We start from the raw sequence: 25,056 nt of genomic DNA on the forward strand, positions 1-25,056 counted from the left end.
CGGTCGAGGAGCGTCACGCGACGGGCTCCGCGACGGCCTCCCCCTGCCGGGCCCCGTCCTGGGACTGCCCGACGGCGGCTGCCGCGGCGAAGCCGGCCTCGAGGTCGGCGAGGATGTCGTCGATGCTCTCGAGCCCGACGGCGAGGCGCACGAGCCCGGGGGTCACGCCCGCCGCGCGCTGCTGCTCCGCCGTGAGCTGGGCGTGGGTGGTGGAGGCCGGGTGGATCACGAGCGAGCGGACGTCGCCGATGTTGGCCACGTGGGAGTGCAGCGACAGGGCGTCCACGAAGGCCGCCCCCGCCGCGGCGGGGTCCACGCCCTCGGCCGCCGCGAGCTCGAAGGACACGATCGCGCCGGTGCCCTTCGGGGCGTACTTGCGGCCGAGCTCGTGCCAGGGGCTCGAGGGCAGGCCCGCGTAGGCGACGGCCTCGACGTCGGCCCTCGCCTCGAGCCAGCGCGCGACCCTCTGGGCGTTCTCGACGTGGCGCTCGACGCGCAGGGAGAGGGTCTCGATGCCCTGGGCGATGAGGAACGCGTTGAACGGCGAGACCGCGGAGCCGAGGTCGCGGAGCAGCTGGACGCGGGCCTTGAGGATGTAGGCGAGGTTGGCCCCGAGGGCGCCGCCGACGCCGAGGTCGCGGGCGAACACGAGCCCGTTGTAGCTCTCGTCCGGGGTGTTGAAGCCGGGGAAGCGGGCGGGGTCCTGGGCGTAGTCGAAGCTGCCCCCGTCCACGATCACCCCGGCGATCGCGGAGCCGTGGCCGCCGAGGTACTTCGTGGCCGAGTGGACCACGACGTCCGCGCCGTGCTCGAGCGGGCGCACGAGGTACGGGGTGGCGACGGTGTTGTCGATGATGAGCGGGACACCGACGGCGTGCGCGGCGTCGGCGACGGCCTCGATGTCGAGGACGTTCTGGCGCGGGTTGGAGATCGACTCGGCGAAGAACGCCTTGGTGGTGGGCCGGACGGCCGCCTTCCACTCGTCCAGGCTGTCCGGGTCCTCGACGAAGGTGACCTCGATGCCGAACTTGGCGAAGGTGTGCTTGAGCAGGTTGTAGGTGCCGCCGTACAGGCTCGCGCTCGCGACCACGTGGTCGCCGGACTCGGCGACGTTGAGGAGCGAGTAGGTCGTCGCGGCCTGGCCCGAGGAGAGCAGGAGCGCGGCGACGCCGCCCTCGAGGCTCGCGATGCGCTGCTCGACCGCGTCCTGGGTCGGGTTGCCGATGCGCGTGTAGATGGGGGCGAGCTCCGCGAGGGCGAAGCGCTTCGCGGCGCTCTCGGCGCTCGGGAACACGAACGAGGTGGTCTGGTAGATCGGCAGGGCCCGGGCGCCGGTCTCGGCATCCGGGGTCTGGCCGACGTGGATCTGGCGGGTCTCGAAGGACCACTGGGGGTTGCCGGACATAGCAAGCTCCTCTGCGCTGCGCTTGACCGGCGGCTCTCGCCGGCCCAGGTCTTCACCCGGGGCACCCCACCGCGGCGGGGGGGTTGCCGGCCAGCGAACCGGGGTTTGGCGCTGGCGCTCATGACCTATGGCACGAGTGTAGGGGCGGCCGCGAGGGGCCCCGAAGACTGTGACCGTGTGTGACTTGGCACCCTCGGCGGCCCCGTTCAGCCCTCCATGAGGCGGCGCCGGTGCCTCAGCTCCCTCACCCAGGCCCGGGTGGCGGCCGGCGCGAACGGCGAGGGGCCGCCGTCGGCCGCCTCGAGGTCCGGCAGGAGCGGCCCGGCGGCCCGCAGCGCCGCCGCGAGCACCCCCTCCGCTGCCCTGGCGGGGAGCCCGAGCTCGCCCGCCCATGCGAGGAAGTGCCGCCGGGAGATCCCGGTGCGCTTGCCTGCCAGCGGCAGGGCCAGCGACTTGTCCCCGTACGGCACGGTCGAGGGGATGTCGTAGACCGGGGCGACCGCCCACTCCCCCGGCACCGCGAGCCCGCGGACCACCGAGACGTTCTTGGCGTGCAGGTCGCCGTTGCCGGTGAGCCAGGCGAAGGCCCCCTGGAGCGCCAGGCTCCGCAGGGCGGGCAGGGGCGCGGCGCAGTGGGCGGCGACGCCCAGGCACAGCTCCTCGTAGCTCACGTTGTACTTGTCCGCGGGGTACAGGCCTAGCAGCTGCGAGCCGTCCTCGACGGCCAGACGGAGGACGCCGGTGTCCCCGGTGGCGGTCCCGCCGGCTCCGGCCCCACCGGCTGCGGCCGTTCGGGGTGGCCGGTCGAAGCGCTCGACGAGCAGCCCGGGCCGCCCCGCGACGTCGTGCACGAGCCTTACCGGGCTCACTGGGATCCGCAGCCTGGCCGCGTACCGGTACATGAGGTGCTCGTTCTCGACCACATGGGGGAATTCCGGGGCGTTGAGCTTGAGGATGTAGCTCCGTCCGGACTGGGCCGCGGGCACGGAGATCATCCCGGCGCTCACCTTGTCCTGCACCCCGGCGAGCGCCTTGGGGTCCACGAGGTTCGGGTCGTCCAGGAGACTGGCGAAGTCGGGGGTGCGGCGGGGATCGAGGACCACGGCCTGCTTCTCCGGGCCGCCCCCGGAGCCGTCCCGCACCCCTGTCCCGCCGCCGGGGTCCCCGGGCGCGCCCGCGCCGGGGAGCGGCTCGCCGTGGGGGACGATCTGCACGTCGCCCACGGGGTCCGAGCCGGCGGCCATGAGGAGCCCGAGCTCGTCGTCGGCGCTGGTCTTGACGGCACGGCGGAGCGAGGCGAGCCGCCGGCCCTCCGGCAGGAGGCCGGTGAAGAACGGCGGGACGGCCCCCGCGCCGGTCACGACCGGGCGGCCCGTGAGCGGGAGGGTGCTGGCGACGGGCTCGCCGCCGGAGGAGACGTAGGCGGGCAGATAGGCGAAGCGGGTGCCCCCGTCGAATCGCTCGAGGCGGGCGGCGAGGACCCCGGCCTTGTAGACGTCGGCGATCCGGTGCCGGGTCATGGGGCCTCCCCCCTGCCGGCGAGGCGCAGCTCGAGCCCGAGCGCGTCGAGGACCGCTTCGAGGGCGTCGAGCTGGACGCTCGCCTTGGCCTGCTCGACGAACCGGACGAACCGCTCGCTCACCCCGGCGAGCTCGGCGAGGTCCTGCTGTGTCAGTCCGAGCGCCCGACGGCGGGCCCGCACCTCGCCGGCGACCGCCCTGCTGAGCCTGCCCACACGCCTCCCCCGCTTCCCCGCCGCGGACCGCGGGTCCGGCACCGGCATCCCGGACGCAGCACCTCACCGGCACGAACGTTCCGCTCACCAGCTTGCGCGGCCGAATCCTGTGAGTCAAGCCACAGCGCGGCCGGCGAACCGGCACGATCGTGCCGCCCGCGGGGCTCGCGGGGGCGGCCGTGGTTCTTAGAGCGGTCTTAGACGGCCGGCCGGATGATGGGGTCTATGACGACCTCCCACGACGCGTCGCCCCGGCCTCGGGCCTGGGCCGACCTCCCGGCGCGTAGCCGGCTCCTCCACCTGCCCACGCTCAAGCACTGGATCCTCGTCCCCGTGCTGATGAGCGTCGTGGTGCTGGCCCTGGGCTTCGCCGCGACCACGAGCGCGTACACGAACGCCGAGTTCAACGTCGACGCGTGGATGAGCCTGCACCACGTGCCGTGGATGAACACCGTCGCGCTGGCACTCGAGCAGATCCTCGGCCCCAAGGGCGCGATCGTGATCCTCGTCGTGGTGCTCGCGGTCCTGTGGTTCGTGCGGCGCACCCCCGTGGACGCGATCGCCGTCGTCGGCATCACCGGCTTCGGCTGGGTCTACAGCCTGATCTTCAAGTACGCCGTCCACCGCCAGCGCCCCGACCAGGGCCTCCTCGCGCACCCCATCTCCGACGCCATGGACCCCAACAGCTTCCCGAGCGGCCACGTCTGCTTCGCGGTCTCGCTCACCATCGCGCTGTACTTCCTGCTCCGCCACACGCGCTGGGGCCTGTGGATCCTGGCCATCGGCTTCGCGGCCTCGGTCTTCGTTGCGTGGACCCGTGTCTACGTGGGTATGCACTACCCGATGGACGTTCTCGCCTCCTTCCCCGCCTCGATTGCCGGGATCTTCCTCTTCGCGGGCCTGTGGAACCGCCTCGTGCCGCCGGTGCTGGCCAGGCTGCCCTTCATCACCCGACCCGAAAGCCGCTGATTCCACCATGCTCGATCCCACTGCACTCCTGACCGGAGCCGGCCCCTGGGTCCTCGGCGTCATCGCCCTCATGGTCTTCATCGAGTCCGGCCTGCTCTTCCCCTTCCTCCCCGGCGACTCCCTCCTGTTCACGGTGGGCCTCCTCCACGCCCAGCTGGGGCTGAGCCTGCCCGTGCTCATGCTCGTCGTCGCGGCCGCGGCGGTGGGCGGCGACCAGGCCGGCTACCTGCTCGGCCGGTTCGTGGGCAAGCGCTGGTTCCGCGCCGACGCGCGCGTGCTCAAGCTCTCCTACCTCGACAGCGCCGAGGAGTTCTTCGGCCGGTACGGCGGCCGCGCCCTCGTTCTCGCCCGGTTCGTGCCGATCGTGCGCACCTACGTCCCGCTCGCGGCGGGCCTGGCCCATTACCCCTACCGCCGCTTCATCGGCTGGAATGTGCTCGGCGGCGTCGCCTGGTCGGTGGCGATCACGCTGCTGGGCGTGTGGCTCGGCCACGTCGAGTTCATCGCCAAGAACATCGACATCCTCTCCGTGCTGATCGTCGCAGCCTCGGTCATCCCCGTCGGTCTCGAGATCTGGCGCCGCCGCCGCAAGGCCGCCCAGCCCGATCCGGAGCCCGTGGGCGTCGAGCAGGACTGAGCCCGGGCCTGCGCACCCAGGCGTCCGGAGGTCGCGCTTGGCACAATGTCAGCCATGACTGCCACGCCACGCGTCCTGCTCGTCGAGGACGACCCCCAGCTCGGCCCGCTCATGGCGGAGCTGCTCGGTGACGACTTCGACGTGGTCCTCGCCCCGGACGGGCGGGAGGGCCTCCGGCTGGCGCTCGGAGGCGACTGGGATGCCCTCGTGGTGGACCGCGGGCTCCCCCTGGTGGACGGCGTCTCGCTCGTGAAGTCGATCCGCGCCCGGGGGCTGGCCGTGCCGGTCCTCATCCTGACGGCCCTCGGCAGCGTCCCGGACAGGGTCGAGGGCCTCGACGCGGGCGCCAACGACTATCTGGTCAAGCCCTTCGACTCCGACGAGCTGGCCGCGAGGCTCCGCGCGCTCACGAGGACCTACGGGCCGCCCGCCCCGGCGCTGCTGCCCGTCGGGTCCTGGGACCTCGACCCGGCGGCGCGCGTGCTGACCTCGCCGTACGGGCACCGGGTCGAGCTCTCGGCCGCCGAGTCGTCGCTGCTGGCGCGGCTTGCGGCGGAGCCGGACCGGGTGCACTCGCGCGCCGAGCTCCTCGCCTCCGTGTTCGACGCCGGCGACACGCCCGGCGTCGTCGACACCTACGTCCACTACCTCAGGAAGAAGACGGACAAGACCGTGATCAGGACCGTGCACGGCGTCGGCTACCAGCTCGGCGGCCTCGAATGACCGCGCAGGCCGGGCGCGGGCGCGGGCGCCCCGGCTCCCCGCGGCGCCTCCCCGCCAACTCGGACGAGGCCGCCCTGCGGAGGGCCGCGCTGAAAGTGGGGCTGCAGATCGCGGCGGCCGTCGCCGTCGTCGTCGTCCTCCTCCTCGCTGCCGCCGCCGTCTTCATCTGGGTCAAGTCCCAGCCCTCGGAGATCGCCGCGCATGCCGCGCGCAGCGGGCAGCAGATCCTCCTGGACACGGTGGACGTCTTCGGCGCCCTCGTCGCGGGCGGCGTGTTCGGGATCGTGCTCGCCGGCGTGGTCGGCGCGCTCGTGGCGCGGCAGGCGGTCAAGCCCCTGGGCGAGTCGCTCGCCCTCCAGCGCAGCTTCGTCCAGGACGCGAGCCACGAGCTGCGCACGCCGCTGACGGTCCTGAACACCCGCATCCAGCTCGCGCAGCGGCGCCTCGGACCCGACAGCGAGGCGGCCGGAGTCCTCGCCGAGCTGCGCACGGACTCCGCCAAGCTCGCCGCCGTCATCGAGGACCTCCTCCACAGCGTCTCCGGCGGACCGGACATCCCGGAGACGCCGACCGACCTCGCCGGGCTCGCCCGCGACGTCGTGGCCGACGTCGCCGTGCTGGCCGGCGAGCGGGGCATCGCCGTCGCCGCGGACACGCCCGGCAGCGCGGTCCCGGTCGCCGTCGCCCCGGCCCCGCTGCGGCGCGTGATCGTGGCGCTCGCAGACAACGCAGTCAAGTACACGCCCGACGGCGGCCGGGTCACCGTCGGCGTGCGGGTCACCGATGGCGGCCGTCCCCCGGGCCAGGGCACCGCGGCGCTGCTCACCGTCGCGGACACGGGGCCGGGGATCGCCGGGCCGGTGCCCGAGCGGGTCTTCGACCGCTATGCCGGCGGCGGTACCACCTCGCCGGCCGGCCGGCGGAGCTTCGGGATCGGCCTGGCCCTCGTCCGGGACATCGCCGTGCGCAACGGCGGATCGGTCCGGATCGCGGAGACGGGCGCGGCCGGGACGACCATGGAGGTCTCGCTGCCCCTGGCGCGCTGACGGCACCTCCTCCGCGCCCCGTCTCAACTAAGGCAACCCTAAGCTGAGGCGCCCATCACAAAGTGGCACCATGACTTCCATGCGTATGGACCACGTATCTTATGCCTGCGAAGCCGACGGCCTTCTGGCCACGACGGAGCGAATCGCCAACGCGCTCGGGGTCGAGGCAGTCAAGGGCGGGGTCCACCCGCGCTTCGGAACCCGCAACATGATCATCCCGCTCACGGACCACCACTACCTCGAGGTCGTCGAGGTCCTGGACCACCCGGCCTCGGGCAAGGCGCCCTTCGGCCAGGCGGTCCGCGCCCGGAGCGCCGCGGGCGGCGGGTGGATGGGATGGTGCGTCGAGGTCGACGACCTCGCCCCCTTCGAGCAGCGCCTCGGCCGCCAGGCCGTCCCCGGCAACCGCAAGTTCCCGGACGGCCGGGAGCTCGTCTGGAAGCAGATCGGCATCCTCGGGCTCATCGCCGACCCGCAGGTGCCGTACATGCTCAAGTGGGAGGGCGACCCCTCGCTGCACCCGTCGAACGCCTACCCCGGGACCGTGCGGATGAGCCGGCTCACGATCGCCGGCTCGGCCGAGCGCGTCACGGAGTGGCTCGGCGAGCCCGTCGAGCGGCCGCTCGAGGACGTCGCGGTCGAATGGGTCTCGCCGAAGGGCACCCCCGGCATCATGTCCGTGACGTTCGAGACGGCCGACGGCGCCGTCACGATCTGACACGACCCAGCCGCCGACCGCCAGAGACCCCGCAACACGCCGCCAGAGACCCCACAACGCTGTGGGGTCTCTGGCGCGCTGTTGCGGGGTCCCGCCTAGCCCAGGCCCATGGCCTTCCCGACGAGGCTGAAGCCGACGAACGCCGTGATGTCGAGCAGGGCGTGGGCGATCACGAGCGGCATGACCCGCCCGTAGCGTCGGTAGACGAGGGCGAACACGACCCCCATCACGGCGTTGCCGAAGAACGGCCCGATCCCCTGGTACAGGTGGTAGCTGCCCCGCAGCAGCGAGCTCGCGGCGATCGCCGCCGGGGCCCGCCACCCGAGCCGGCGCAGCCAGCCGAGCATGAATCCGACCACGATGACCTCCTCGAGCACCGCGTGGCGCATCGCGGAGAGGATGAGCACGGGCACGGTCCACCAGTGCGCGTCGAGGCCGCTGGGGATGATGGCCGTCGTGACCCCGAGGGCGCGTCCGGCCCAGTAGAGCCCGAGCGAGGGGACCCCGATGGCGAGGAACAGCCCCAGGCCCCACAGCCAGTCGCGGCCGGGGCGGGCGAAGTCGAACCCGAGGCGGCGGAACGGCGCGCTCCACGGCAGCGCCGCGGGGCCGCGCCGGGCCGCGGCGTCCCATACGAAGTACAGCACGAGCGCGACCGGCACGAGCGAGAACACGATGTCCAGCAGCTGGTAGGCGAGGTCGAAGTACTCGCGCGGGCTGAGCGAGCGGTTGAGGGTGCTCGTGCCCTGCGACAGCGGCGCCCGGGTGGCCTTGTCGAGCAGCTGGACCACGGAGTAGACCGCCGACTGCCCCAGGGAGAGCCCGAGGACGATCGCCAGCTGGGCGCGCCAGCGGGCGCGGGAGGCAGGACGGACGACGGCGCGTGCTTGCGGCATGGACCTATCTTGCCCGCTCGCGGGCCGGCTCAGCGCATCCGCTGCCCCGCACGCCAGACGGCATGGGTGAGCGGCATCCCCGGCCGGTACGCGAGATGGGTGGCGCTGGGCGCGTCGAGGAGGTGGAGGTCGGCGCGGTGGCCGACGGCGATCGACCCCACCGCCCGCTGCCCGTCGGCGTCGGCCCCGACGTGCCGGCGCAGCGCGAGCGCGCCGCCGAAGGTCGCGGCGCGCACGGCCTCCTGGACCGTCAGGCCCATCTGCAGCACGGCGGTCGTGACGCAGAAGGAGACCGAGCTCGTGTAGCTCGTGCCGGGATTGCAGTTGGAGGCGATCGCGACCTGCACCCCGGCATCGAGCAGGCGGCGGGCCGGCGCGAGGGGGGCCCGGGTCGAGAGGTCGCACGCGGGCAGGACGGTCGCGACGGTCCCGGCGGCGCCGCCGGGCCGGGCTGGCGTCCACCCGGCCCAGCTGCCCGCGAGGGCGGCGAGGTCCGCCTCGTCGAGGAAGTTCACGTGGTCCACGCTGGCGGCGCCGAACTCGACCGCGAGGCGGACCCCGGCGCCGGGGCCGAGCTGGTTGCCGTGCACGCGCAGGCCGAGCCCGGCGTCCCTGCAGGCCATGAGGACGCGGCGGGACTGCTCCTCGGTGAACGCGCCCGTCTCGCAGAAGACGTCGGCCCACCGCACGTGCGGGCGCACGGCCTCGAGCATGGCCCCGCACACGAGGTCGGTGTACGCCTCGGGGTCGGCGCCGGCGGGCACGAGGTGGGCGCCGAGGTACGTGACCTCGTCGGCGGCCTCGGCGGCGAGGGCGGCGCTGCGCGCCTCGTGCCCGACCTCGAGGCCGTAGCCGGTCTTCGTCTCCAGATACGTGGTCCCCCCGGCCACCGCCTCGGCGACGCGGACCGCGAGGAGGCGGCGGAGCTCGCCGTCGGACGCGGCGCGCGTGGCGGCGGTCGTCACGCCGATGCCGCCGGCGGCGTACGCCTGCCCGGCCATGCGCGCCTCGAACTCGGCGGTGCGGTCGCCGGCGAACACGAGGTGCGAGTGGGAGTCCACCCACCCGGGCAGGACGGCGCGGCCCTGTGCGTCGTAGCGCTCGTCCGCGACCGGGGCGTCCGCGGAGCGGCCCACCCAGGCGATCCGCTCGCCCTCGAGGACGACGGCGGCGTCTCGCAGCACGCCGGCTCCCTCGCCCGAGGCGGGGCTCGCCTCGCCGGTGAGGTGCTGGGTGGACAGCTCGCCGATGGCGTCGATGAGGAGGCTCATGCCTCCATCTTCAGCTGCGCACGGACAGGCGGTGCGGATCCAGGGCCCGCTGTGTCTCGGATACCGGACTCACGCCCGTGCGCAGGGCGTCGGGTCCGGCGAGGAGCTGGGCGGCGGCGGCCTCCGCCAGCGCGGTCGACGTCTGGAAGCCGTAGCCGCCCTGCCCGGCGAGCCAGAAGAAGCCGGGGCCCTCGGGGTCGAAGCCCAGGACGGGCAGGCCGTCCCGCGGCGAGGTCCGCAGGCCCGTCCAGGCCCGAACGATCCCGGTGACCTCGAGGTCGGCGACCGTGCGGATGAGGGCCAGGGTGGCCTCGATGTCGCCGGGCCGCGGGACGGCGTCCTCGGCACGGGAGGGCTCGGACTCCGAGGGCGAGACGAGGGCGCCGGCCGGGTCCGGCCTGAAGTACCAGGTGTCGTCCGCCGCGGCGACCATGGGGGTCTCGGGTCCCAGCGGGGCGGCAAGGGAGACGAGGGCCGCGGTGCGGCGGTAGGGCTGCAGGCCGAGCCGTTCGACGCCGAACAGGATCGCCACGTCGTCCGCCCACGCGCCGGCGGCGTTGACGACGTTGGCCGCGTGGAAGCCCTCGGCGCCGGCGCCCACGAGCCACCCCTCGCCCACGCGCTGCGCGCTGTGGACCGGGGTGCCGACGTGGAGCCCGACGCCGCGGTCGCGTGCCCGCTCCTCGTGGAAGGCGAGCAGGGCGGCGGCGTCGACGCGGACGGAGTCCGTGTCGAGGGCGGCGGCCTCGAAGGCCCCCGGCCGCAGCGCGGGGACGAGCCGCGTGGCCTCCTCGTGGCTGAGCGCCCGCATCCCCTCGTGAGCTTCGGACTCCACGTCCGCGCGGCTTCCCACGAGCATGAAGCTGCTCGGCCACACGAGCCGGCGGCCCGCGCCGTCGGCGGCGTCGGCGAGCGCCTCGAGCGTGCGGCGGGTCAGCTCCTGCACGGGCGGGGGGCCGTAGCTGGGGATGAGCTGCTGCGCGGACCGGGAGGAGGTGTGGTAGGCGAGCGAGGGCTCGGCCTCGACCAGGGCCACCCGGCACCTGCCGGCGAGCTCCGAGGCGAGCGAGAGGCCGGCGATCCCGCCTCCCACGATGAGGACGTCGACATCCTGGGCGCTGTTGGTGGTGGCCGTCATGGCCTCACTGTAGCCCGCGACCGCCGGGGCCCACAGGGGGCCGAAGGACCCGGGGCACCGCGTGGGATGCCCCGGGCGGGCCGCCTTCCGGCGCCCGGGCCGGGGTGCCCGAGGAGGGCCCGGCTCAGCCGGCGGCCTCGCTTCCGGCGCGCCCAGGCTCGGGCTGTCCGGGTTCCCGCGTGCGCCCCGGCTCGGGCGCGGGCTTGGCGAGCCGGTCGCGGGCGTGCAGGACGTCGCCGATGAACCAGTCGTAGACGAGCACCCCGATCACGCCGCCGATCAGGGGCCCCACGATCGGCACCCAGAAGTACCAGCTGAAGGCCCCGTCCACGGTTCCCGGCATCGCGACCTGCCCCCACCCTCCGAGCCACGCCAGCAGGCGCGGGCCGAGGTCGCGCGCCGGATTGATGGCGTACCCGGCGTTGGCGCCGAAGGACATGCCGATGGCCGCCACCGCGAAGCCGACCATGAGCGGCCCGAGGTTGGCCTGGACGGCGGTGTTCCGCAGGTCGATGATCGCCACCACGAGCATGACGAGGAACATGGTTCCGATGATCTGGTCGATCAGCGGACCGATGGGGTTGCCGTTGTAGAAGGGCGCGGGGAAGGTCGCGAAGATCGAGAACGTCGCATTGCTCTTGGGGTCTCCGCGCCCCACCCCGACGGCCTTGTTGTAGGCGTCGATCGCGGGGAAGTAGTTCAGCAGCACGAGGGCCGCCCCGACGAAGGCGCCCGCCACCTGCGCGATCATGTACGGCCCGACCTTGGACCACGGGAACTTCCGGCGCACGGCGAACGCGAGCGTCACGGCCGGGTTGATGTGCGCGCCGCTGACGCCGCCGGCCACGTACACGGCCATGGTGACCGCGAGCGCCCATCCCCACGTGATGAGCAGCCAGTCGCCGCTCGCGAGGAAGATCGTCGTGGGAGTCTGCGCGCGGCCCGATCCCGGGAGCGCCGCGACGGCCATCGCGACGACGCCGTCGCCGAACGCGATGAGCACGAAGGTCCCGAGGAATTCTGCGAGGAGCTCGCCCCAGAGCCCGCCCACATTCTTGAGGCCGGAGCCTCCCGTGCGCACGCTGCTCCTGATGGGCGTCACATCGCTCATGACATGCCTCCTGGTTGCCCGGCGGCCACGGACCTGGCCGCCGCGCGGCGCGGAGGGCGGCAGGGTCGTCGCTCGCCGTGCCGCGCACCTTCCACGGTAGGAGCGCTCTCGAGGCGTCGGACAGGGCCGAGTGTCCCTCTGGGCATGTGAGATACATCACACTAGGGGCGGCTGCCGACCGCCTCCCGCGCGGCGACGAACGCGCGGACGGCGGTCTCGACGTCCTCCGCGGTGTGGGCCGCCGAGAGCTGCACCCGGATGCGGGCGAGCCCCTTCGGCACCACCGGATACGAGAAGGCCGTGACGTACACCCCGTGGGCGAGCATCTCCGCCGCGATCCGGCCGGCGAGGGCCGCGTCGCCGAACATGACCGGCACAATCGCGTGCTCGCCGTCCAGCAGCTCGAAGCCTTCCTCGCCCATGCGGCGGCGGAACAGGGCGGCATTGTCGAAGAGCTGCCCGCGCAGCCCATCGGAGCCGGCCACGAGGTCCAGCGCCGTGAGCGTGGCGGCCACGATCATGGGCGCGACGGAATTGGAGAACAGGTAGGGCCGGGCCTTCTGCCGCAGGGTCGCGACGATCTCGGCCCGGCCGGAGACGTACCCGCCGGAGGCACCGCCGAGGGCCTTGCCGAACGTGCCGGTGTAGATGTCCACGCGGTCGGACACGCCCGCGTGCTCGGGGGTGCCCGCGCCGGTGGCGCCCATGAAGCCGACGGCGTGCGAGTCGTCCACCATGACCATCGCGCCGTACTCCTCGGCGAGGTCGCAGATCTCACGCAGCGGCGCGAGGTAGCCGTCCATCGAGAAGACCCCGTCGGTGACGATGAGCACCCGCCGCGCCCCGCCGCCGTCGTTCATCGCCTTCGCCTCCTGCAGCCGCGCCTCGAGCTCGCCCATGTCCCGGTTGGCGTACCGGAGGCGGGCCGCCTTGCACAGGCGGATGCCGTCGATGATCGAGGCGTGGTTGAGGGCGTCGGAGATGACGGCGTCCTCGGGCCCGAGGATGGCTTCGAACACGCCGCCGTTGGCGTCGAAGCAGCTGGAGAAGAGGATCGTGTCCTCGGTGCCGAGGAACTCGGAGACGCGCCGCTCGAGCGCCAGGTGCGCGTCCTGGGTGCCGCAGATGAAGCGCACGGAGGCCATGCCGAACCCGCGCTCGTCGAGGGCCCTCTTGGCGGCGTCGATGAGGTCGGGGTGGTCGGCCAGGCCGAGGTAGTTGTTGGCGCAGAAGTTGAGCACCTCCCCCGCGGGCCTGCCCAGCGGGCCGGCGAGGATGTGCGCCGACTGCGGGGAGTCGATGTGCCGCTCCTCCTTGAACGTCCCGGCCGCGCGGATCTCCTCGAGCTCCGCGGCGAGCTGGTCCCTGACACCTGTGAACATCGTCTTCCTCTCCTCGTCCTGCTTCATCGGGCCCGGGCCCTCAGACGCCCTGCCAGTCCAGCACCACTTTTCCGCCGCTGCCAGAGCGGGCGACGGCGAACCCCTCCTCCCAGCGCTCGGCCGGCAGGACGTCGGTCACCACGGCGGCGACGTTCTTCCGGAGCACGGGGTTGGAGGAGAGCATGGCGCTCATCGCGTACCAGGTCTCGAACATCTCGCGCCCGTAGATGCCCTTGAGCGTGAGCATGTGGGTGACCACCTTGGTCCAGTCGAGCTCGGCGGCCTCGGAGGGCAGGCCGAGGAGGGCGATGCGGCCGCCGTGGTTCATGTTCTCGATCATCCCGGCCAGGGCGGCGGGGCGCCCGGACATCTCGAAGCCGACGTCGAAGCCCTCGAGCATGCCGAGCGCGCGCTGGGCCTCGCGCACGCTCATGGTGGAGACGTCGATGGCCAGGTCGGCGCCCATCTGGCGGGCGAGCTCGAGGCGGCGGGGGGACACGTCCGTGATCGCGATCTTCCGGGCGCCGGCATGCCGGGCCACGGAGATGGCCATGAGGCCGATCGGCCCGGCGCCGGTGATGAGCACGTCCTCGCCGACCACGGGGAAGCTCAGGGCGGTGTGGACGGCGTTGCCGAACGGATCGAAGATCGCGCCGAGCTCGGGGGTGACGGAGGGGTCGTGGTGGACCCAGACGTTCGCCTCGGGGATGACCACGTACTCGGCGAATGCCCCGTCGCGCTGCACGCCGACGCTCACCACGTTGATGCACATCTGCCGCCGGCCGGCCCGGCAGTTGCGGCACATGCCGCACACGATGTGGCCCTCGCCGGAGACGCGGTCGCCGACCCTGACGACCTGGACGTCTTCGCCGACCTCCACGACCTCGCCGTAGAACTCGTGCCCGGGCACGAGCGGGGCGGTGATCATGGACTGCGCGCTCGCGTCCCACGACTCGATGTGCAGGTCGGTGCCGCAGATCCCGGTGGCGTGGACGCGGATCTTGACGTCCGCCGGGCCTGCCTGCGGCTCGGGGCGCTCGGTGAACTCGAGGCCGGCGCGCGGGCCGGGCTTGTAGAGGGCCTTCATGAGCCCATTCAAGGCCAGCGGACAGCTTAGAACAACAGTAGGTTTCTCAACGGACGGTTTAGGATCGGCTTATGGATGTCCGGCAACTGCAGATCCTCCGCGAACTCGGCGAGCTCGGGAGCGTCAAGGCCGTGGCCGAGGAGCTCCTGGTCACGCCGTCGGCCGTGTCGCAGCAGCTGGCCCTGCTCACGAGGAGCGCCGGCACCCAGCTGACCCGCAAGGAGGGGCGGAACCTCGTCCTCACCGACGCGGGGAGGGTGCTCGCGGAGGCGGGCGGCGCCGTCGTGCGCGCCATGGCCGAGGCCCGCGCCGCGATCGGCGCGTACCGCGAGGACCCGGCGGGGACGGTGAGCGTGTGCGCGTTCCACTCGGCCGCGCAGGCCCTGTTCGGGCGGCTCACGGCCCGGCTCGCGCCCCGCCCCCAGACGCACGGCGCGTCCCCGGCCGCCGCCGTCGCCGTACCGGTGCCGCGGCTGCGGCTCGCGGACGAGGACGTGCCCCAGCACGGGTTCCCCGCCCTGACCGCGCGGTACGACATCGTGCTCGCGCACCGGCTCGCGCACACCGAGTCGTGGCCCGACGACCGGCTCGTGGCCGTCCCGCTCGTGCGGGAGCCGTTCGACGTGGCCCTGCCGGCGGGGCACCCGCTCGCGGCGCGCGAGGAGCTCTCGCCCGAGGACGTGGCCGGCGAGCGGTGGGTCTCGAGCCGGATCGGCTACTCCCCGGCGGACGTGCTCGCTGCCATCGGCGCAGTGGCCAGCGTCTCCCCCGAGGTCGCGCACCGCATCAACGACTACTCGACGGTCGCCGCCGTCGTGGCCGGCGGCGGGGGGCTCGGGCTGCTGCCGCGGTACACCGCCACGATCGGGCTGCCGGCCGGGGTGGAGCTCCGCCCGCTTGCCGGCATCGGCACGCAGCGCAGCATCGACCTCCTGATCCGGCCCGAGAACGCCGGGCGGCGTTCCGTGCAGCGGGTCACCGACGCGCTGCGCGCCCTGATGCTCGATCTCGTGCACGAGGCTGCGGCGCGATGAGGACGAGCGCCGGGTAGGTGATGAGCGCAAGGGCGAAGTGCATCAGGACGAGGACGCCGACGCCCGCCGCCGGCTGGCCCTTGAGCAGGATCCACGCGTCCGGGGCCAGCCCGACCACGGTCACGGCGAGGGCCAGCCACAGGAACGGCTTCCACGCTCTGGACGAGACCCAGGCCATCGCGGGCCAGGCGAGGCACGCGAGGACCACGCCGATGACGGTCAGCTTCGTGTACTCCATGAACTGGAAGTGCTCGTAGCCGGCGAGGTCCGGCATGGCGGCGATCGCCGCGGCCGCGAGCGCGGCGCAGGCGAGCACGGATCCGACGACCGCGACAACGCTGGCGGCGATGAAGCGGCCCACGGCCGGCTGCCTGCTGCCCCGCGGGAAGTCGAGGTCGAGGGCGCGGGCTGCGCGCTCGAGCGCGGGGCTCCGGACGTCGGGGGTGCTGGGGCGCGGCGGCACGGACACGGTGGTTCCTCCTAAGGCGTTCTCGGACAGCACCAGCGTAGGGCGCCGCCTCTAAGGGCGCTCTAAGAACCCCTCGGCCCCGGCCGCTCAGGACTGGGAGACGGACCCGCTCACCGACGGGCTCGAGGACGGGCTGGGCGAGGGCGACTGGCCGCCCTGCGTGCCCGAGTTCCGGTGCATCCTGCCGCCGTGGCCCTGATGGCCCTGGTTCGCCTGGGCTTGGCCGGTACGGACGGGGAAGGGACCCTTCACCACGGCGCTGGCCGTGTCGTCGCTGCCCCTGCGCTGGGCACGCACGGCGACCTCGTCGCCGACCTTGAGGTCGCTGGCCTTGAGGGCCGCGCCCTTCGGATCGGACGCGGAGCGGAACTTCGTGCTGCCATCGAGCACGTAGGAGTGCGTATAGCCGTCCTCGCTCTTGACCGTCAGCCGCGTGTCCGTAGCCTCCGTCACCGTGCCGCGCTGGCCCACGAGGGTCACGAACGTGCCGTCGGCACGCTTGACGGTGACCTCGCCGTGCAGGCCGCCGCGGGCCATGAGGCGCTGCCCGTGGCCGCCCCGGTGCGGCGCGGACTGTGCACCCTGGGACGGTGCCGACGGGGAGGGCGAGGGCGTGGACGCGGCCCAGACGGCGGCGCCGCCGCCACCCACGAGGGCGACGCCGAGGGCGCCGATGACGAGGGCGCGACGTGTGCGGTGTGAAGCGGTGGAGCTCATGCCTCCATCATGCCGCCCGCCGCGGGCTCCCGTGCGGGACTTGGGAGAACTGGGGGCCAACCGGAAGGTGGCTCACAGGAACGCGTGGCGCCGCCCTGTCCCGTCGCTGCGGCGCCCTAGTTCTCGAAGAGGCAGAAGGGGTGCCCGTCCGGGTCGAAGAACACGATGACATCCTCCTGGGGCTGGTGGGCCGCGCGCTGGGCCCCGCACTCGGCGGCTCGCTCCGCGGCCTCCGCCAGGTCTGTGACGAGCAGGTCGAGGTGCATCATCATCTGCTGCTCGCCGGGCTTCTCCGGCCAGACCGGCCGCTCGAAGTCCTCCTCGAGCTGGAAGGAGAGCTGGGCCCCGCCTGCGGGGTCGAGGACCGTGGCCCACTCGCGCTCGTCGTCGCCGAGCTCCCACCCGAGCAGGTTGGCGTAGAAGCGGGCCGCGGCCTGGGGGTCCGGGCTTCCGAGGACCGTCGCGTGGTACTGGATCAGAGGCGCCATGCGTCCACCCTATGCACCGGCGGCGAGGGGCCGCCAGATCCCGAAGCGGTTCCCCTGCGGGTCGAGGACATGTGCGAACTCGATGGCCCCGTTGTTCGTCAGCGGGATGGCAACGCTCGCGCCGAGCCGCTGCGCTTCCGCGAGCGAGGCCGCGACGTCGTCCACCTGGACGTAGAACACCGCCCAGTGGCCCCCGCCCACGGCCGCGGTGTCCCACAGGCCGCCGGCGTCGGCCTCGACCATCCTGTACCCGACGGGGGACGGCTGCCCGAAGCCCCAGCCGAAGAGGCCGCCGTAGAAGGCCTGGGAGCCCTCGGGGTCCTCGGTGCCGATCTCGAAGTAGTTCACGTTCGCTGTCATCGCATCCTCCGCGGGGTGGGGCCGGTTCCTCCGGCACCGCCTCCCATGGTGCTGCCGTGCGCCAGCACGGCAAAGGGGCGGGCCCTCCCTTTTTCAAAGGAGGGCCCGCCCCGGTGATGCAGACGGCTGGGTGCCGTGCGGCTAGCCCTGGACGCCCAGCCGCTCGAGGATGAGCTCCTTGACCCGGCCGGCGTCGGCCTGGCCGCGTGTGGCCTTCATGACCGCGCCGACGATCGCGCCGGCCGCCTGGACCTTGCCGCCCCGGATCTTGTCCGCGACGCCGGGCTGTGCGGCGAGGGCGGCGTCGATCGCCTCGAGCAGGGGCCCGTCGTCGGAGACGAGCACGAGGCCCCGGGCCTCCATGACCTCGGTCGGGGTGCCCTCCCCGGCGATGACGCCGTCGAGCACCTGGCCCGCCATCTTGTTGTTGAGCTTTCCGCCCTCGACGAGTCCGTTGAGCTCGATGATCGCGGCCGGGGTCACGCCGAGGTCCGCCGGGTCCACGTCGGCGGCCTTCGCGCGGCCCACGATCTCGCCCATCCACCACTTGCGGGCCGCCTGCGGGGTCGCGCCCGCGGCGATGGTCTCCTCGATCGAGTCCATGACGCCGGCGTTCACCACGTCGCGGAACTCGGCGTCGGCGTAGCCCCAGGCCTCCTTGAGCCGCTTGCGCCGCTCGGCGGGGGGCTCTGGCAGGGAGGCACGCAGTTCCTCGACCCACTCGCGGCTCGGGACCACGGGCACGAGGTCCGGCTCGGGGAAGTAGCGGTAGTCGTCGGCGTCGCTCTTGGGGCGCCCCGACGTCGTGGTCCGCGTGTCCTCGTGCCAGTGGCGCGTCTCCTGGATGACCTTCTCCCCCGCCGAGAGCACCGCGGCGTGGCGCTGGATCTCGAACCGGACCGCGTGCTCGACCGAACGCAGCGAGTTGACGTTCTTGGTCTCCGAACGCGTGCCGAACTGGGTCGCGCCCTTGGGCATGAGCGAGACGTTCGCATCGCAGCGGACGTTGCCGCGCTCCATGCGCGCGTCCGAGACGCCGAGGTTCTTCACGATCTCGCGGATCGCGGCCACGTACGCGCGGGCCAGCTCGGGGGCACGGCTGCCGGCGCCGACGATCGGCTTCGTGACGATCTCGACCAGCGGCACGCCGGCGCGGTTGTAGTCCACGAGGGAGTACTCGGCGCCCTGGATGCGTCCGGTCGCGCCGCCCAGGTGGGTGAGCTTGCCGGCGTCCTCCTCCATGTGCGCGCGCTCGATCTCCACGCGGAACACGGTGCCGTCCTCGAGCTCGATGTCGATCCAGCCGTCGTGCGCGATCGGCTCGTCGTACTGGGACGTCTGGAAGTTCTTGGGGGTGTCCGGGTAGAAGTAGTTCTTCCGCGCGAAGCGGCAGGACTCGGCGATCTCGCAGTTCAGCGCGAGGCCGATCTTGATGCTCGACTCCACGGCAGCCCGGTTCACGACCGGCAGCACACCGGGCATGCCGAGGTCCACCTCGTTGACGTCCGAGTTGGGCTCGTCGCCGAACACGTTCGGGGCAGAGGAGAACATCTTGGTCTTCGTGTTGAGCTCGACGTGGACCTCGAAGCCGAGGACCGGGTCGAACTTCTCCATGGCCGTCTCGAAGGACAGGACGGTCTGCGTGGCTGCCATCTCTACTTCACTCCTGCGTTGGTCTCGGCGGACTGCCCGACGTTCGCACGGGCGCCCAGCACCGGCGCCTTCGCGAGCAGCGGGCCGCCCCACTGCGCCTCGAGCAGCGCCTCGAGGGCCGCGCCGACCTGGTACAGGCGGGCGTCCTCACGGGCCGGGGCGAGGATCTGGAGGCCGGCGGGGAGGCCGTCCTCGTCGGCGAGGCCGCTCGGGAGGGACAGGCCCGGGACCCCGGCCAGGTTGGCGGGGATGGTCGCGACGTCGTTGAGGTACATCGCCAGGGGGTCGTTCAGCTTCTCCCCCAGCGGGAACGCCGTGGTCGGCGCCGTCGGGGAGATGAGCACGTCCGCCTGGGCGAACGCGGCGTCGAAGTCGCGCTGGATGAGCGTGCGGACCTTCTGGGCCGAGCCGTAGTACGCGTCGTAGTAGCCCGCCGAGAGCGCGTAGGTGCCCAGGATGATGCGGCGCTTCGCCTCGTCGCCGAACCCGGCGGCGCGGGTCGCGGCCATGACGCGCTCGATCGTCATGGGGCCGTCCTGGGGCAGGACCCGCAGTCCGTACCGGACGCCGTCGAACTTCGCGAGGTTGCTCGAGACCTCGCTCGGCATGATCAGGTAGTAGGCGCCGAGGGCGTACTTGAAGTTGGGGCAGGAGACCTCGACGATCTGCGCGCCGGCCCCCTTGAGCAGCTCGAGCGCATCACGGAAGCGGGCTTCCACGCCGGCCTGGTAGCCCTCCCCGCCGAGTTCCTTCACGACGCCGATGCGCAGCCCCTTGAGGGAGCCCTCGGCGGAGCGTGCGCGCGCCGCGGCGACGAGGGTGTCGAAGGAGTCGGTGAGCGACGTCGAGTCGAACGGGTCGTGGCCGCCAATGAGCTCCTGGAGCAGGGCGGCGTCGAGGACCGTGCGGGAGACCGGGCCGATCTGGTCCAGGCTCGAGGCCATGGCGATGGCCCCGTACCGGGAGACCGCGCCGTAGGTGGGCTTGACGCCGACCGTGCCGGTCACAGCCCCGGGCTGGCGGATCGAGCCGCCGGTGTCGGTGCCGAGGGCCAGCGGGGCCTCGAATGCCGCGACGGCCGCCGCGGAGCCGCCGCCGGAGCCGCCGGGGATGCGGTCCAGGTCCCACGGGTTGCGGGTGGGGCCGAACGCGGAGTGCTCGGTGGAGGAGCCCATGGCGAACTCGTCGAGGTTGGTCTTGCCGAGGATCGGGAGCTTCGCGGCCCGGATCTTCTTGACGACGGTCGCATCGTAGGGGCTCATCCAGCCCTCGAGGATGCGGGAGCCCGCCGTCGTGGGCTGGCCCTTCGTGACGATGAGGTCCTTGATCGCGATCGGAACGCCGGCGAGCGGGTGGAGGGCGGCGGCGTCGTCCCCTCCGGCGGCGCGGATCGCGTCGACCTCGCGGGCGACGCCGAGCGCCTCCTCGGTGTTGACGTGCAGGAAGGCGTGGACTCCGCGCTCCCCGCCGTCGACCTCGGCGATGCGGTCGAGGTGCGCCCGCGTGACCTCCTCGGAGGAGACCTCCTTGGCCGCGAGCTTCCCGGCGAGGGCCGAGGCGCTGGACGTGATGAGCTCGTTGAGCTGGCTGTCGTTGGTGCCCATGGGCTTACTCCTCGTCCAGGATGGCCGGGACCTTGAAGCGGTCCTGGTCTGAATCGGGGGCGCCGGAGAGCGCCTCGGCCGGGGTGAGGACGTGGCCCACGACGTCCTCGCGGAAGACGTTCTGCAGCGGGATCGGGTGGCTCGTGGCCGGGACCTCGGGGCCCGCGGCCTCGCTCACGCTCTTGACGGCGTCCACGATGTGGGCCAGTTCGCCCGCCATCTTGTCCAGCTCCGCCTCGCTCATCTCGATCCGCGCGAGCTGCGCGAGGTGCGCAACGTCGTCGCGAGTGATCTCAGCCATGGATCTCCCTGTGAAAGGTGGTTAGAAGGTTCGCGATCCAGTCTAGTCGCGCGGCCGACGGGCCCGCCCCGGCGCGGTCAGAGGCGCTTGATGTACACCGGGAGCATGATGTCGGTCCCGGCGACCGGCCAGTCCCGCTCGGGCGCGCGCTCGTAGCCCAGCCGCGGGTAGAGCGCGTTCGGCGCCTCCCAGCCCTCCCCCGTGGTGAGCACGACGGCGGTCGCGGCCGCGCGCCGGGCCCTCGCCTCGACCTCGCGCACGAGGGCCGTCCCGGCCCCGGACCGCTGGACTGCAGGGTCCACGACGAGGAGGCGGAACTCGAACTCTCCCGGGCGTGCGATCTGGTCGAAGCCGTCGCCGTGCGCCATGACGGTCACGGACCCGACGATCCGCCCGTCCCGGACGGCGACGAGGACGGTGCCCCGCGCGGCCCGGAAGGCCACATCCGCGATGTGCTGCATGTACGGGTGGTCGGCGCTCTCGAAGTAGCCCGGGCCGAGGTAGGCGTCCTCGGCGATCCGGGCGATCTCCGGGTAGTCCGCCGCGGCTGCCTCTCGGACGGTGAGGTCCGTCATCCGATCGGGAAGCGGCCGGAGAACTCGATGGCCCCGGCGCAGGTCCAGGCGGCGAGCCGCTCGTCGTCGTCCGGGCCCCCGAGCAGAGGGCTCGTCAGGACGGGACGGCGCACCCAGCAGCCGGCCTCCTCGGCGATGAGTGCACCGGCGGCGAAGTCGTGCTCGTTGAGGCCGAGCTCCCCGTACGCGTCATGGGTGCCGTCCGCGACGAGGCAGAGGTCCAGCGCGGCCGAGCCGAGCCGGCGCATGTCGCCGAACCCGTCCATCAGGCCGCCCAGGGCCGCGGCCTGCTCGGCCCGGACCCCGGGCTCGTAGGAGAAGCCAGTGGCGAGGATCGCCGAGCCGTCCTCGGCACGCCCCGGGGCCGGTCCCTCGAGGCGGCGGGGCCACGGTTCGCGGTTCCCCTCGTCGCCGGTGCGCCCGTGCGCGGCGTCGAGGCGCCAGGCGCCCCCGCCCCGCACGGCCCAGTACTCGCGCCCGAGGGCCGGGGCGTTGACGACCCCGGCGAGCCACTGGCCGTCCTCGTCGGCCACCGCGACGCTCGTGGCGTAGTAGACGATGTCCCGGATGAAGTTCGTGGTGCCGTCGAGCGGATCGATCGACCAGCGGAAGCCGCTCGGGTCTGCGACCCGGCTGGTGCCCTGCTCCTCGCCGGTGACGATGTCGTCAGGACGTTCGGCGGCGAGCACCGAGCGCACGGCCTTCTCCGCCGCGAGGTCGAATTCGGTGACCCAGTCGCTGCCCGAGCTCTTCGTCTCGGCGGCGCCGCCGGCGGACGAGAGCACGCCGCCCGCGCGTCCGGCGAGGATGGAGGCGCCGGCCGCGGCCGCCCGCCGGGCAACGCTCAGGAGGTGATCGAGGAACTCGGGGTCGTGGGTGTGCGTCACTCGTCGTCCTCCTCATCCCGCATGATCTGTTCGGGTTTCGCCACGTCCGCGCCGTTCCCGTCCTCGGCCCCCGCCGGGGCACCGAGGCCGGCCGGGCCCTCGGTGAGGAGGGTGCGGAAGCCGTCCTCGTCGAGGACCGGCACGCCCAGCTGCTCGGCCTTGTCGAGCTTCGTCCCGGCGCTCTCGCCGGCCACCACGTAGTCGGTCTTCTTGGAGACGCTGCCGGAGGCCTTCCCGCCGCGGATGATGATGGCCTCCTTGGCCTCGTCCCGGCTGAACCCCTCGAGGCTGCCGGTCACGACGACGGTCAGCCCCTCGAGGGTGCGGCCCACGGAGGCGTCCTGCTCGTCCTCCATCTTCACGCCGGCCGCTGCCCACCGGTCGACGATCTCGCGGTGCCAGTCCTCGGCGAACCACTCGATGAGCGCGTCCGCGATGATCGGGCCCACGCCGTCCACGTCGGCGAGCTGCTCGCGCGCGTCGTCCTGGGCGAGGACGGCGCGCAGGGCCGCCATCGACCCGTACCGGGTGGCGAGCGCGCGCGAGGCCGTGGGCCCGACGTGCCGGATCGAGAGCGCCACGAGGACGCGCCACAGCGGCTGGGCCTTGGCCTTCTCGAGTTCGCGGAACAGCTTCTCTGTCGTGGCGGTGGGCTTCGAGGGGGTCTTCGCCGTCGGCTTCGTGTAGAAGTACGGGACGAGCTCCCACTCGCCCGTGCCCGCGCCCTTGGACCGCTTCTCCCGGCGGATCCTGACGTCGCGGAGGTCCTCGGCGGTGAGCTCGAAGATGCCGGCCTCGTTCTCGAGCGGCGGCACCTCCGGCTCGGCCGGCTGGGTGAGGGCGATCGCCGCCTCCCAGCCGAGGGCCTCGATGTCGAACGCGCCGCGGCCGGCGAGGTGGAACACGCGCTCGCGGAGCTGGGAGGGGCACGAGCGGGCGTTGGGGCAGCGGATGTCGACGTCGCCCTCCTTGCCCGGCGCCAGCGGCGTGCCGCACGAGGGGCACGTGGTGGGCATGACGAAGTCGCGCACCTCCGCCTCGTCCCGCAGGGCCAGCACGGGCCCGACGATCTCCGGGATCACGTCGCCGGCCTTGCGCAGCACCACGGTGTCGCCGATCTTGACGCCCTTGGCCCGGACCACGTCCTGGTTGTGCAGGGTCGCCATCGAGACGGTGGAGCCGGCGACCTTGACGGGCTCCATCACGCCGTAGGGGGTCACGCGGCCCGTGCGGCCCACGTTCACCTGGATGTCGAGGAGCTTGGTGTGGACCTCCTCGGGCGGGTACTTGAACGCCACTGCCCAGCGCGGCACGCGCGAGGTGTGGCCGAGGGCCCGCTGGGTCGCGAAGTCGTCGACCTTGACCACGATGCCGTCGATCTCGTGGATGAGGCTGTGCCGCTTCTCGCCGAACCGCTCGATGAAGGCCAGGACCTCCTCGTAGGTGTCCAGGACCTCGTAGTACGGGCTCGTGGGCAGGCCCCAGGCCTTGAGGAGGTCATAGGTCTCGGACTGGCTCGCCGTGCTGAGCCCCGCGCGCGCCCCGATCCCGTGGACGAACATGCTCAGGGGGCGCTTGGCGGTCTCGGCGGGGTCCTTCTGCCGCAGCGACCCTGCGGCCGCGTTCCGCGGGTTGGCGAGCGGGGCCCTGCCCTCGGCGATGAGGGCGTCGTTGAACTCGTTGAAGGCCTTCGTGGGGATGTAGACCTCGCCACGGATCTCGACTTCCTCGGGATGCCCGTCGCCCGCAAGCCGGGTGGGGATGTCCTTGATGGTCAGGACGTTGTGCGTGACGTCCTCGCCCGTGCGGCCGTCGCCGCGGGTCGCGGCCCGGACCAGCTCGCCGTTGCGGTAGAGCAGGTTGACGGCGAGGCCGTCGATCTTGAGCTCGGTGAGCCACTTCGCCGCGGGGAACCCGGCGGCCGCGACGCTGGCCTCGGCGCGCCGGACCCAGGCCTCGAGCTCGTCGATGGAGAAGACGTCCTCGAGGCTGTACATGCGGGCGAGGTGCTCGACCGGGGCGAAGGCCGCTGTGACCTCGCCGCCGACCTCCTGGGTGGGCGAGTCGTTCGCGATCAGCTCCGGGTGGAGGGCCTCGAACTCCTCGAGCCGGCGGTAGAGCGCGTCGTACTCGGCGTCCGAGATCTCCGGCGCGTCCTGGTTGTAGTAGAGGGCGCGGTGGTGCCGGACCTCATCCGCGAGGGCGTCGTACTCCTCGCGCAGCGACTCGGACGGGACAACCGCTTCGCCGACCGCTTCTTCGGTGCTCGCTGCCTGGGTGCTCGCTGCTTCTGGGCTCACGCTGTCTATCTTGCCCCATGGCTCCGTCACTTCCCCGGCCCCGCCCCCACTCTCCGTTTCGGGTACGCATCTCGACGGCAATATGGCGTCTCGGGTACGGGCTCATGTACCCGAAACGCGAAAAGGGCGACGAGATGCGTACCCGAAACGGACAGCCGGGGGGAGATGAGGAGAGGCCCCACGGCGGGTGCCGTGGGGCCTCTCGCGGTCAGCGCCGGTCAGCGCGGGCGCTAGTGCAGGCTGCTGGAGGTCTGCTCCTGCGCCGTGGCGTTGGTGTTCATGGTGCGCGAGGCGTCGCGCAGCTGCTCGACGAGCTTGGCCAGGGACTTCATGCCCGTGGACTGCCACTCGCCCTTGAACTGCTCGGCGTCGCGGCCGGCCCAGTTCGCCGGGATGTTGTTGTTGATCAGCGCATTGAGGTTGTTCTTGATCTGGTCCACCTCGTTGGCCTTCGCGTCGAACTGCTTCGCGACACCGCGGAGCTCGGCAACGTTGGCGCCCTGCTGAATAGCCATGGTCTTCCCTTCCGTCCTGCCCGTCGGGCTTCCCC

The 25,056-nt window shown here is 72.8% G+C and carries 26 protein-coding genes and 1 riboswitch; of the genes, 6 read left to right on the top strand and 20 right to left on the bottom strand.

The features are described 5' to 3' along the window. Positions 1-13: 13 nt before the first annotated feature. From ACYVKZ_RS16665 to ACYVKZ_RS16675, 3 genes are all read right to left on the bottom strand, one after another. Complete coding sequence (locus ACYVKZ_RS16665) at positions 14-1,405, bottom strand: bifunctional o-acetylhomoserine/o-acetylserine sulfhydrylase (protein ID WP_460993378.1); 1,392 nt, start codon at positions 1,403-1,405, stop codon at positions 14-16. A gap of 13 nt (positions 1,406-1,418) precedes the next feature. Continuing rightward, a riboswitch (SAM riboswitch) is annotated at positions 1,419-1,531 on the bottom strand. 80 nt (positions 1,532-1,611) lie between these two features. Continuing rightward, positions 1,612-2,925, bottom strand: a complete 1,314-nt coding sequence (locus tag ACYVKZ_RS16670; protein WP_460993379.1) for a type II toxin-antitoxin system HipA family toxin — start codon at positions 2,923-2,925, stop codon at positions 1,612-1,614. Further along, entirely contained in the window at positions 2,922-3,140 is a 219-nt protein-coding gene (locus ACYVKZ_RS16675; protein ID WP_460993380.1) for a type II toxin-antitoxin system Y4mF family antitoxin, read from the bottom strand. Before ACYVKZ_RS16675 ends, ACYVKZ_RS16670 begins: the two co-directional genes overlap by 4 nt. A gap of 225 nt (positions 3,141-3,365) precedes the next feature. On the opposite strand from ACYVKZ_RS16675, the gene ACYVKZ_RS16680 reads away from it, so the two are divergent. The 5 genes from ACYVKZ_RS16680 to ACYVKZ_RS16700 all read left to right on the top strand — a co-directional run bounded on the left by ACYVKZ_RS16680 (position 3,366) and on the right by ACYVKZ_RS16700 (position 7,233). Then, positions 3,366-4,109, top strand: coding sequence for a phosphatase PAP2 family protein (locus ACYVKZ_RS16680; protein WP_460993381.1), 744 nt, complete (start codon positions 3,366-3,368; stop codon positions 4,107-4,109). Between the two features lie 7 nt (positions 4,110-4,116). Then, on the top strand, positions 4,117-4,746 hold the full coding sequence (locus ACYVKZ_RS16685) for a VTT domain-containing protein (RefSeq protein ID WP_460993382.1): 630 nt from the start codon (positions 4,117-4,119) through the stop codon (positions 4,744-4,746). A 54-nt stretch (positions 4,747-4,800) separates the two neighbouring features. After that, positions 4,801-5,469, top strand: a complete 669-nt coding sequence (locus ACYVKZ_RS16690) for a response regulator transcription factor (RefSeq protein ID WP_460993383.1) — start codon at positions 4,801-4,803, stop codon at positions 5,467-5,469. After that, positions 5,466-6,515, top strand: a complete 1,050-nt coding sequence (locus ACYVKZ_RS16695; protein WP_460993384.1) for a sensor histidine kinase — start codon at positions 5,466-5,468, stop codon at positions 6,513-6,515. Before ACYVKZ_RS16690 ends, ACYVKZ_RS16695 begins: the two co-directional genes overlap by 4 nt. Positions 6,516-6,594: 79 nt before the next feature. Further along, on the top strand, positions 6,595-7,233 hold the full coding sequence (locus ACYVKZ_RS16700) for a VOC family protein (protein WP_307006133.1): 639 nt from the start codon (positions 6,595-6,597) through the stop codon (positions 7,231-7,233). 95 nt (positions 7,234-7,328) lie between these two features. On the opposite strand, the gene ACYVKZ_RS16705 is transcribed toward ACYVKZ_RS16700, so the two are convergent. From ACYVKZ_RS16705 to tdh, 6 genes are all read right to left on the bottom strand, one after another. Beyond that, positions 7,329-8,129 carry a CPBP family intramembrane glutamic endopeptidase gene (locus tag ACYVKZ_RS16705; RefSeq protein WP_460993385.1) on the bottom strand — a complete coding sequence of 267 codons (801 nt, stop codon included), beginning with the start codon at positions 8,127-8,129 and terminating at the stop codon, positions 7,329-7,331. 29 nt (positions 8,130-8,158) lie between these two features. Next, the gene (locus ACYVKZ_RS16710; RefSeq protein WP_460993386.1) at positions 8,159-9,400 is read right to left on the bottom strand and encodes an amidohydrolase family protein; all 1,242 of its coding nucleotides are present in this window, start codon (positions 9,398-9,400) and stop codon (positions 8,159-8,161) included. A gap of 10 nt (positions 9,401-9,410) precedes the next feature. Continuing rightward, positions 9,411-10,538, bottom strand: coding sequence for an NAD(P)/FAD-dependent oxidoreductase (locus tag ACYVKZ_RS16715; RefSeq protein WP_460993387.1), 1,128 nt, complete (start codon positions 10,536-10,538; stop codon positions 9,411-9,413). Between the two features lie 124 nt (positions 10,539-10,662). Further along, positions 10,663-11,649 carry an MIP/aquaporin family protein gene (locus ACYVKZ_RS16720; protein ID WP_460993388.1) on the bottom strand — a complete coding sequence of 329 codons (987 nt, stop codon included), beginning with the start codon at positions 11,647-11,649 and terminating at the stop codon, positions 10,663-10,665. Positions 11,650-11,810: 161 nt separating this feature from the next. Beyond that, positions 11,811-13,031 carry a glycine C-acetyltransferase gene (locus tag ACYVKZ_RS16725; RefSeq protein WP_460993529.1) on the bottom strand — a complete coding sequence of 407 codons (1,221 nt, stop codon included), beginning with the start codon at positions 13,029-13,031 and terminating at the stop codon, positions 11,811-11,813. A 40-nt stretch (positions 13,032-13,071) separates the two neighbouring features. Next, positions 13,072-14,118, bottom strand: a complete 1,047-nt coding sequence (gene tdh / locus ACYVKZ_RS16730; RefSeq protein ID WP_460993389.1) for an L-threonine 3-dehydrogenase — start codon at positions 14,116-14,118, stop codon at positions 13,072-13,074. 71 nt (positions 14,119-14,189) lie between these two features. Here tdh and ACYVKZ_RS16735 point away from each other — a divergent pair, with 71 nt between their 5' ends. Then, positions 14,190-15,152 (top strand): LysR family transcriptional regulator, encoded by a 963-nt coding sequence (locus tag ACYVKZ_RS16735; protein ID WP_460993390.1) that lies wholly within the window; start codon positions 14,190-14,192, stop codon positions 15,150-15,152. Here ACYVKZ_RS16735 and ACYVKZ_RS16740 read toward each other — a convergent pair. From ACYVKZ_RS16740 to ACYVKZ_RS16790, 11 genes are all read right to left on the bottom strand, one after another. After that, positions 15,094-15,621 carry a hypothetical protein gene (locus ACYVKZ_RS16740; RefSeq protein ID WP_460993391.1) on the bottom strand — a complete coding sequence of 176 codons (528 nt, stop codon included), beginning with the start codon at positions 15,619-15,621 and terminating at the stop codon, positions 15,094-15,096. The two genes, ACYVKZ_RS16735 and ACYVKZ_RS16740, sit on opposite strands and share 59 nt — an antisense overlap. 87 nt (positions 15,622-15,708) lie before the next feature. Beyond that, positions 15,709-16,338 (bottom strand): hypothetical protein, encoded by a 630-nt coding sequence (locus ACYVKZ_RS16745; RefSeq protein ID WP_460993392.1) that lies wholly within the window; start codon positions 16,336-16,338, stop codon positions 15,709-15,711. Positions 16,339-16,454: 116 nt separating this feature from the next. Further along, the gene (locus ACYVKZ_RS16750; protein ID WP_460993393.1) at positions 16,455-16,826 is read right to left on the bottom strand and encodes a VOC family protein; all 372 of its coding nucleotides are present in this window, start codon (positions 16,824-16,826) and stop codon (positions 16,455-16,457) included. Between the two features lie 9 nt (positions 16,827-16,835). Further along, positions 16,836-17,186 (bottom strand): VOC family protein, encoded by a 351-nt coding sequence (locus ACYVKZ_RS16755; RefSeq protein ID WP_460993394.1) that lies wholly within the window; start codon positions 17,184-17,186, stop codon positions 16,836-16,838. Positions 17,187-17,327: 141 nt separating this feature from the next. Further along, entirely contained in the window at positions 17,328-18,839 is a 1,512-nt protein-coding gene (gene gatB, locus ACYVKZ_RS16760; protein WP_460993395.1) for an Asp-tRNA(Asn)/Glu-tRNA(Gln) amidotransferase subunit GatB, read from the bottom strand. A 2-nt stretch (positions 18,840-18,841) separates the two neighbouring features. Continuing rightward, complete coding sequence (gene gatA, locus ACYVKZ_RS16765; protein WP_460993396.1) at positions 18,842-20,443, bottom strand: Asp-tRNA(Asn)/Glu-tRNA(Gln) amidotransferase subunit GatA; 1,602 nt, start codon at positions 20,441-20,443, stop codon at positions 18,842-18,844. A gap of 4 nt (positions 20,444-20,447) precedes the next feature. After that, positions 20,448-20,744, bottom strand: a complete 297-nt coding sequence (gene gatC / locus ACYVKZ_RS16770) for an Asp-tRNA(Asn)/Glu-tRNA(Gln) amidotransferase subunit GatC (RefSeq protein ID WP_460993397.1) — start codon at positions 20,742-20,744, stop codon at positions 20,448-20,450. Between the two features lie 77 nt (positions 20,745-20,821). Further along, entirely contained in the window at positions 20,822-21,319 is a 498-nt protein-coding gene (locus tag ACYVKZ_RS16775) for a GNAT family N-acetyltransferase (protein WP_460993398.1), read from the bottom strand. Next, positions 21,316-22,206, bottom strand: coding sequence for an inositol monophosphatase family protein (locus ACYVKZ_RS16780; protein ID WP_460993399.1), 891 nt, complete (start codon positions 22,204-22,206; stop codon positions 21,316-21,318). The genes ACYVKZ_RS16775 and ACYVKZ_RS16780 overlap by 4 nt, the downstream gene beginning before the upstream one ends. Continuing rightward, positions 22,203-24,506, bottom strand: coding sequence for an NAD-dependent DNA ligase LigA (ligA, locus tag ACYVKZ_RS16785; RefSeq protein WP_460993400.1), 2,304 nt, complete (start codon positions 24,504-24,506; stop codon positions 22,203-22,205). Before ligA ends, ACYVKZ_RS16780 begins: the two co-directional genes overlap by 4 nt. Before the next feature lie 230 nt (positions 24,507-24,736). Continuing rightward, positions 24,737-25,021 carry a WXG100 family type VII secretion target gene (locus ACYVKZ_RS16790; protein ID WP_307006054.1) on the bottom strand — a complete coding sequence of 95 codons (285 nt, stop codon included), beginning with the start codon at positions 25,019-25,021 and terminating at the stop codon, positions 24,737-24,739. Positions 25,022-25,056 lie beyond the last annotated feature (35 nt).

The organism is Sinomonas soli (assembly GCF_054782415.1).

Coding starts and splice junctions, on each gene's coding strand:
- ACYVKZ_RS16680 (WP_460993381.1), top strand. CDS start 3,366: ATGACGACCTCCCACGACGCGTCGCCCCGGCCTCGGGCCTGGGCCGAC.
- ACYVKZ_RS16690 (WP_460993383.1), top strand. CDS start 4,801: ATGACTGCCACGCCACGCGTCCTGCTCGTCGAGGACGACCCCCAGCTC.
- gatB (WP_460993395.1), bottom strand. CDS start 18,839: ATGGCAGCCACGCAGACCGTCCTGTCCTTCGAGACGGCCATGGAGAAG.
- ACYVKZ_RS16735 (WP_460993390.1), top strand. CDS start 14,190: ATGGATGTCCGGCAACTGCAGATCCTCCGCGAACTCGGCGAGCTCGGG.
- ACYVKZ_RS16665 (WP_460993378.1), bottom strand. CDS start 1,405: ATGTCCGGCAACCCCCAGTGGTCCTTCGAGACCCGCCAGATCCACGTC.
- ACYVKZ_RS16745 (WP_460993392.1), bottom strand. CDS start 16,338: ATGAGCTCCACCGCTTCACACCGCACACGTCGCGCCCTCGTCATCGGC.
- ACYVKZ_RS16685 (WP_460993382.1), top strand. CDS start 4,117: ATGCTCGATCCCACTGCACTCCTGACCGGAGCCGGCCCCTGGGTCCTC.
- gatA (WP_460993396.1), bottom strand. CDS start 20,443: ATGGGCACCAACGACAGCCAGCTCAACGAGCTCATCACGTCCAGCGCC.
- ACYVKZ_RS16755 (WP_460993394.1), bottom strand. CDS start 17,186: ATGACAGCGAACGTGAACTACTTCGAGATCGGCACCGAGGACCCCGAG.
- ACYVKZ_RS16700 (WP_307006133.1), top strand. CDS start 6,595: ATGCGTATGGACCACGTATCTTATGCCTGCGAAGCCGACGGCCTTCTG.
- gatC (WP_460993397.1), bottom strand. CDS start 20,744: ATGGCTGAGATCACTCGCGACGACGTTGCGCACCTCGCGCAGCTCGCG.
- tdh (WP_460993389.1), bottom strand. CDS start 14,118: ATGAAGGCCCTCTACAAGCCCGGCCCGCGCGCCGGCCTCGAGTTCACC.
- ACYVKZ_RS16705 (WP_460993385.1), bottom strand. CDS start 8,129: ATGCCGCAAGCACGCGCCGTCGTCCGTCCTGCCTCCCGCGCCCGCTGG.
- ACYVKZ_RS16670 (WP_460993379.1), bottom strand. CDS start 2,925: ATGACCCGGCACCGGATCGCCGACGTCTACAAGGCCGGGGTCCTCGCC.
- ACYVKZ_RS16715 (WP_460993387.1), bottom strand. CDS start 10,538: ATGACGGCCACCACCAACAGCGCCCAGGATGTCGACGTCCTCATCGTG.
- ACYVKZ_RS16725 (WP_460993529.1), bottom strand. CDS start 13,031: ATGTTCACAGGTGTCAGGGACCAGCTCGCCGCGGAGCTCGAGGAGATC.
- ACYVKZ_RS16790 (WP_307006054.1), bottom strand. CDS start 25,021: ATGGCTATTCAGCAGGGCGCCAACGTTGCCGAGCTCCGCGGTGTCGCG.
- ACYVKZ_RS16775 (WP_460993398.1), bottom strand. CDS start 21,319: ATGACGGACCTCACCGTCCGAGAGGCAGCCGCGGCGGACTACCCGGAG.
- ACYVKZ_RS16750 (WP_460993393.1), bottom strand. CDS start 16,826: ATGGCGCCTCTGATCCAGTACCACGCGACGGTCCTCGGAAGCCCGGAC.
- ACYVKZ_RS16720 (WP_460993388.1), bottom strand. CDS start 11,649: ATGAGCGATGTGACGCCCATCAGGAGCAGCGTGCGCACGGGAGGCTCC.
- ACYVKZ_RS16695 (WP_460993384.1), top strand. CDS start 5,466: ATGACCGCGCAGGCCGGGCGCGGGCGCGGGCGCCCCGGCTCCCCGCGG.
- ACYVKZ_RS16710 (WP_460993386.1), bottom strand. CDS start 9,400: ATGAGCCTCCTCATCGACGCCATCGGCGAGCTGTCCACCCAGCACCTC.